This is a genomic window from Streptomyces calidiresistens (assembly GCF_014141525.1).
In the GTDB taxonomy this organism is placed as follows: Bacteria; Actinomycetota; Actinomycetes; order Streptomycetales; family Streptomycetaceae; genus Streptomyces; species Streptomyces calidiresistens.
Genome location: NZ_VKHS01000271.1, coordinates 1 through 6304, shown reverse-complemented (window position 1 = coordinate 6304; position 6304 = coordinate 1). Strand labels below are relative to the sequence as shown.

General features: G+C 71.8%; 5 protein-coding genes and 1 pseudogene. 3 read left to right on the top strand and 3 right to left on the bottom strand.

Annotated features, from left to right (window positions below; all coding sequences use genetic code 11):
* Positions 1-20 precede the first annotated feature (20 nt).
* Positions 21-1310: pseudogene (locus FOE67_RS13020) on the bottom strand (3-hydroxyacyl-CoA dehydrogenase family protein); the annotation flags it as partial.
* A gap of 60 nt (positions 1311-1370) precedes the next feature.
* Between FOE67_RS13020 and FOE67_RS13015 the strand changes: the two are divergent.
* Both FOE67_RS13015 and FOE67_RS13010 read left to right on the top strand, forming a co-directional pair.
* Positions 1371-2321, top strand: a complete 951-nt coding sequence (locus FOE67_RS13015) for a hypothetical protein (protein WP_182663781.1) — start codon at positions 1371-1373, stop codon at positions 2319-2321.
* A 131-nt stretch (positions 2322-2452) separates the two neighbouring features.
* Positions 2453-3484: a DUF1259 domain-containing protein gene (locus tag FOE67_RS13010; protein ID WP_182663778.1), complete on the top strand. Its 1032-nt coding sequence runs from the start codon at positions 2453-2455 to the stop codon at positions 3482-3484.
* 139 nt (positions 3485-3623) lie between these two features.
* Here FOE67_RS13010 and FOE67_RS13005 read toward each other — a convergent pair whose 3' ends face one another.
* Both FOE67_RS13005 and FOE67_RS13000 read right to left on the bottom strand, forming a co-directional pair.
* A complete protein-coding gene (locus FOE67_RS13005; RefSeq protein WP_182663777.1) occupies positions 3624-4031 on the bottom strand; it encodes a PIN domain nuclease in 408 nt (135 codons plus the stop codon).
* Positions 4028-4261 (bottom strand): type II toxin-antitoxin system VapB family antitoxin, encoded by a 234-nt coding sequence (locus FOE67_RS13000; protein ID WP_182663775.1) that lies wholly within the window; start codon positions 4259-4261, stop codon positions 4028-4030. Before FOE67_RS13000 ends, FOE67_RS13005 begins: the two co-directional genes overlap by 4 nt.
* Positions 4262-5257: 996 nt before the next feature.
* Here FOE67_RS13000 and FOE67_RS12995 point away from each other — a divergent pair.
* A complete protein-coding gene (locus tag FOE67_RS12995; RefSeq protein ID WP_182663773.1) occupies positions 5258-6076 on the top strand; it encodes an IS5 family transposase in 819 nt (272 codons plus the stop codon).
* Positions 6077-6304: the final 228 nt, after the last annotated feature.

The following is a 6304-nucleotide window of genomic DNA, read 5'->3' as shown; positions in this document are numbered from 1 at the left end:
CTCCCGAGCGGCCCCGGCCGTCACTCCGCGGGGCCGCCCACCGGCAGACCCCGCCGCACCCGCTCCACCAGCCACGCCGGCGGCTCGAAGCGCTCCCCGTACCGTTCCCGCAACTCGCGGGCCCGCTCCAGGAAACCGGCGGCCCCGGTCGGCCACCCGTCCGCGTACCGCAGCACCCCCCCGGTCCAGACCGGGAAACCGATCCCCAGCAGCGACCCCACGGTCGCGTCGGCCTCGGACTCCACCACGCCCTCCTCCAGCGCCCGCATGGCCTCCAGGGACTCGGCGAAGAGCATCCGCTCGCGCAGCTCCCGCGGGTCGGCGTGCCCGGCGGCGGGATCCGGCGCGCCGGGGCCGGCGCCCGACCCGGTGGCGGCCGGCCCGAAGTGCTCGCGCAGTCCCGGCCACAGCAGCAGCCGCCGCCCGCCGGGCCCGTCGTACTCGTGGAAACCGGCGCCCGCCGCGCGGCCGGTGCGTCCGAACTCCTCCACCATCCGCTCCAACACCCGCTCGGCCGGGTCCGGACCGTCCATCGGTCCCGCCCCGGCGGCGCGCGCGGCCCGCCGGATGTCCCGGGGCAGGGTGAGGGTCAACTCGTCCAGGAGGGCGAGGACGGGCGTGGGGTAGCCGGCCGAGAGACAGGCCCGTTCGATCGAGGCGGGGGCGATCCCCTCCCCCACCATGCGCAGTCCCTCGTCGAGGAAACGACCGATGACCCGGGAGGTGAAGAAGCCGCGGGCGTCGTTGACGACGATCGGCGTCTTCCGCAGCCGGCGGACCAGGTCGAAGGCGCGGGCGACGGCCTCGTCGCCGGTCCCGGTCCCCCGCACGATCTCCACCAACGGCATGCGCTCCACCGGGGAGAAGAAGTGCAGGCCCAGGAAGTCGGCCGGGCGGTCGACCGAACGGGCCAGTGCCCCGATGGGCAGGGTGGAGGTGTTGGTGCACACCAGGGCGTCGGGGGCGAGCAGCGGCAGCGCCTCGCGCAGCGCCGCGGCCTTGACCGCCGGGTCCTCCACCACGGCCTCGATCACCGCGTCGCAGCCGGCCAGGTCGGCGGGGTCGGCGGTGGGCGTCAGCCGACCCAGCACCTCCTCGCGCTCCTCCGCGGTGAGCCGACCGCGCTCCACCTCACGGGCCGTCAACTCCGCACAGCGCTCCCGGCCCCGATCGGCGCGCCCGGCGTCGAGGTCCTTGAGCACCACCTCGATTCCCGCCCGGGCCAGGACGTGCGCGATGCCGGCCCCCATCATCCCCGCGCCCAGGACGGCGGCCCGGGTGACGGGGTGCTCCGGGACGCCGGCGGGACGGCGGACGGGACGGACGAGGAACCCCCGGCCCCCTCGCGACATGCCGGTGAACTCGGCCTGTTGCCCCCCGAACGCCAGGACACCCGCACCGCCTTCCCCCACCCCGAGGAGGTCACCGACGCCCTGCGGGCGGCCCGGGGCGGGGTGTGGAAGCCCGCGGCGACCCTGTTGGGTGCCATCGGCACCGACTGGGAGCGCCGGTCCCACGTGTCGTTCCTGCTCGGCGAGATCGCGGCGGTGGACGACGGCTGGCTGCGGGACTGGGAGGCGGAGTTGCCCGGTTGCGCGGACGCGGCCCTGGTCAGGGCGCGTGCCACGGTCGTGCTGGCCTGGAAGCTGCGCGGCTCCCGCCGGGCGGCCCACACCTCGGAGGAGGAGTTCGAGGACTTCCACCTGGTGCTGAACCGCTCCCGGGCCGACATCGCCCGCGCCGCCGAACTCAACCCCGCCGACCCCACCCCCCACCTCACCGAGATCTGGACCGCCCTGGGGCTCGGCTACGACCACGAGCGGATGGAGCGGCTCTGGGCCGAGATCACCGCCCGTGCCCCGCACCACTACGAGGCCCACTTCTCCGCCCTGCAGTACTGGTGCGCCAAGTGGCGGGGTTCCCACGAGGAGGCGATGGAGTTCGCCGTCCGCGCCGCGGCCTCGGCGCCCCTCGGCAGCCTGCTGACCGCGATGCCGCTGATCGCCCACTACGAGCGGGCCATCCACGAGGGCGACACCTCGGTGGAACCGGACCGCACGCCGGAGATGATCGCCCGGGTGGACGCGGCGCTGATGGACGTGGCGGCGGCCGATCCGAACCACCCGCGCCTGGCGGAGGTGCGGCACCTGCTGGCCTACTACCTCACCTGGCAGGACCGTCACGAGGCGGCGGTGGAACAGTTCCGCCTCGTCGACGGGTACGTCGGCGCCCTTCCCTGGCGCTACGAGGGCGACAACGCGGCGGAGGAGTTCTGTCGGGTGCGCGACCTCGCCGTGGAGGCCGCGACCGAGCACGTGTGACGACCACCCGAACCGTCGGTGCGCCCGGGCGGTCGGTCACTCCCGCGGGGGAGCGGCCGACCGCCCGCTGTCGTCCGAACGGCTCGGCGGGGTGCGCGGGAGGGCTCCCGCGTGCATGGTGAGATGGTGATATGAGCGGAGAGCGACAGATCAGTGACGGATTGCGTGCGCGGCGGCGGTTCCTGGCCGCGACGATGCTGGCACCGGTGGCGGTGGGCCTGAGCGGCTGCGCCGCCCCGAACGGTGCCGCCTCCCGGCCCGCCGACGGACTGAACGGCCCCCCGGGCGGTGGGCACGGAACCGGCCACGGCGGCGAGCTGCTCGAGCCGGTGCCGGCCGACGGCCTGGACTGGAGCGGCGTGGCCGACGCGCTGGGCCGGCCGGGGGAGGTGAAGCGCGGGGCGCTCTACTACACGGGCTTCCCCCGCACCGACCTGACCGTGGTCTCCGAGGGCGTCACGATCTCCCCGGCCCTGGCGCTCGGCTCCCACATCGCCTTCATCCGCTACGAGGACGACAGCACCCTCCTGATGGGCGATCTGGTGGTCCTGGAGGAGGAGTTCCAGGACGTGAGCGATGCCCTGCACGCCCGGGGGCTGATGCAGACCGCCATCCACAAGCACCTGTTCGCCCACCAACCCGAGGTGTGGTGGACCCATGTCCACGGCCACGGGCCGGACGCGGCGGAACTGGCCCGCGGGGTGCGGGCGGCGCTCGACCGGACCGCCACCCCGCCGCCCGGGCCGGAGGACGGCGGGAGGCCGGACCTGGACACCGAGGGCATCGACCGGGCCCTCGGCGTCCCCGGGATGGTGGTGGGCGGGATCTACAAGTCCCTCTTCGCCCGGGCGGAGGAGGTCAACGACGGCGAACGGATCCTGCCGTCCGGGGTGGGCGCCATCTCGGCCTTCAACTTCCAGCCGGTGGGGGAGGGGCGGGCCGCACTCAACGGCGACTTCGCCATGATCGCCGAGGAGGTGCCGAAGGTGCTCCCCCGGCTGCGGCGCGGCGGCATCGACCTGGTCTCCCTGCACCACCACGGTCTGACCGACAACCCGCGGCTGTTCTTCCTGCACATCTGGGCGGTGGACGACGCGGTCCGGCTGGCGGAGGCGCTGCGCCCCGCGCTGGAGCTGACCCATGTGGTCCCGCTCGAACAGTGAGAGCGGCTCGCCGAGGGCGTGCCCGAGAGGCGCCGTCGGCCCCCGGTCCCGGGTGGGGTTCGGCTCCCGGACCGCGGACCGACCCCCCACCGGGAACGGGGCAGGTCGGATCTCCGGCGATCCCGGAGCGGTTCGGCAGTCAGGCGCGTGCGTCGCGTTGCTGCACTTCCTTGAGGACCGCCGACATCGTGGCGAAGTCGTTGTCGACGTGCAGTACCGTGTGATCGTGATGGACCGCCGTCGCGCACACCAGGAGGTCGACGGCGCCGGCGGCGCGGTGCTGCCCCCGTTGGGTGAGCTTGTACTGGGCGGTCTCGATCCAACGCCACGCGTGCTTCGGGGCCGGCGAGAGTCGGCAGAGGGCGTTCAACTCCTCGGCCAACTCGTCACGGTGTGCCGGGCTCGTGGCGGAGAAGAGGAACTCCGTCCGGGTGGGCTCGCAGATGTGGAACACGCCGGCGGCGATGTGTCCTTCCCACGGCCGCAGCGCCCCCGGCATACAGAAGAGGTGCCACAGGGCGGACGTGTCGAGGAGATACGTGATCATTCGAAGGCGGCCCGCCGGGCCAGTTTCGCTGCGGCTCGGGCCGCGGAGGCGGCCTCGAACTCGCCCCGCTGGCCACGCGCGGCCAGCTTTTCGGCCGCTTCGAGCCTCTTGACGCGCGCCACGTAATCCCGCAGTGCCCCGTTGACGGTCTCCTTTTTCGTCGAGGCACCCATGAGACGCATGGCCTCGGCCGGCGCCCCATCGTCGAGATCGATCTGGGTCACGGACATGATCGGCCCCCTCACGCGAGGTCCACGATGTGTGCAGCCCTGGTACATCACCAACATTCCTCGGGATGGTCACGGCTTCTCGTGAGGGGCGGGGCTCGTACCCCCGTGTCCGGCCGGGCGCCGTTGTCGGGGGCCGCGGACCACTTCTCCTTTGCGGGAGCGGACCCGGGGTCCGGGTCGGGGGCAGGGCTCCACCGGGCTGCCCGGGAGCGTGTTCGTCCCGCCGCGCGGTGGCGACCGCCGTTCGGGAGGACCCGGTCGAGCCGCGCTTTCGCGGCTCGGGCGGGGTGTTACCAGATGGGGCGGGTAGGGCTCGAACCCACGGCCGACGGATTATGAGCACGCGAGCGATCGTGCCGCCACATGACGTGCTCTACCGCAGAGTGCCATCGTGCCTGATCAGAGTACATTTCATGTACCTACCACCGCTGCACCGTGCTGGACTGTCCACGGGCGTGCGGCCACCCCTTGGCCACCCCCGGGGCCTATGGCCCGCCGTCGCGGCCCGGCGCACCCGTCTGTTGGACCTCGACAGGACGCCCCAGAAGACCACGCATCGAGGACGATTCCAGTTACGACACGGACGGGTAGGGCGTGTTGCGATCCTCGACCGCCCCGGAGGGCGGTCGCCACGTCCAGCAGGCTGGCGGCGAACGAGGCCACGCCGAGGTCGTGGCTTCCCGGGCCGATCGCTGCATCGACGGGACGCACCTTGTGGCGCATCTGGTGGTAGTCCCATACGATTCCGGCCCGATGCCGCTGCTTATCGGTGATGGCACGGTTGCTGTTGCACACGCTCTGTCCCCTGGTCACCGTCGCTGCGGTCAGCCCCACCTCTCCGCGGTGGCTGGCGGGTCGGCTACCAGACGGCCACGGCGGGGTAGTTGCTGACCGGGGGCGAGATGGAGCAGCCGTCATGCGGGACTCTGAAGTAGAGCGGCCTATCGCAGGTATTAAGAGCGTGTCCTATGTGGGGTGTGGCTCGTTGAGTGGGCAATGGGGAGTGGTCGGTGGGGTTGGATCGTTCCGGATGGTTTGTGGGAGTTCGTGGAGCCGTTGTTGCCACCCGAGCGGGTGCGACCGCAGGGCGGGGGAACGCGGAACACCCCTGATGAAGCGGTGTTCGCCGCAATCGTGTACGTCCTCACCAGCGGGTGCGCGTGGCGCCATCTGCCGCCGTGTTTCGGCATCTCCAAGTCCACCGCGCACCGCCGCTTCCTGATCTGCTCCAGGGCCGGGGTGTGGGCCCGGTCGCACCGCGCGGTGCTCGATCAACTCGCGGCCGCGGACCTGCTCGACCTCTCCCGGGTGCTGAGCGACACCGCCCACCTGCGGGCCAAAAAAGGGGGCGAACACACAGGTCCCAGCCCCGTGGACCGGGGCAGGGCGGGTCCCGGGATGCATGTCCTGTCCGATACGAACGGCCTGCCCCTCGTGGTCGCCGTCCCGGGTGGCAACACCCACGACAGCCAGGGCCTGAAGCCGCTCCCGGCCGGTCTCCAGTCGAGACACGACCCCGAACGCGGCCGCCACCACCGCCCCGGGCGGATCCACGCGGACAAGGCCTACGACATCCCCGACCTGCGACGATGGATGCGCGGCAAACGCCCGGCCGTCCGTATCGGTCGCAAGGGCGTGGAGAGTTCCCAACGACTCGGACGACAACGCTGGAAGATCGAAAGGACCATCGCCCTGCGGGTCGGCCACCGCCGCCTCTCACCGCGTTACGAACGGCATTCCCGCAACTACCTGGCCTTCCTCGGCCTGGCCGCCGCCCTCGTCTGCTACAAACGCCTACACCGACTCACCACATAGGACACACTCTTATAGTAATTGTCATCCGCTCGATCGGAGCATGCCCTTTGTGGACTCCTCAAGTGCCGTGCCTAACCCCCGAAAAGGTTTAGGCGCACATTTTATTGATCCGTCACTTTTTGGTGTCTCGTTCGTTGGTGTGGCATGGGTGATGACTTGACCGGGGACATGCGGAGGCTTTCGCCTGCTCAGCAGGAGGCTGTGCGGATGCGGGTGATGGCTGCGATC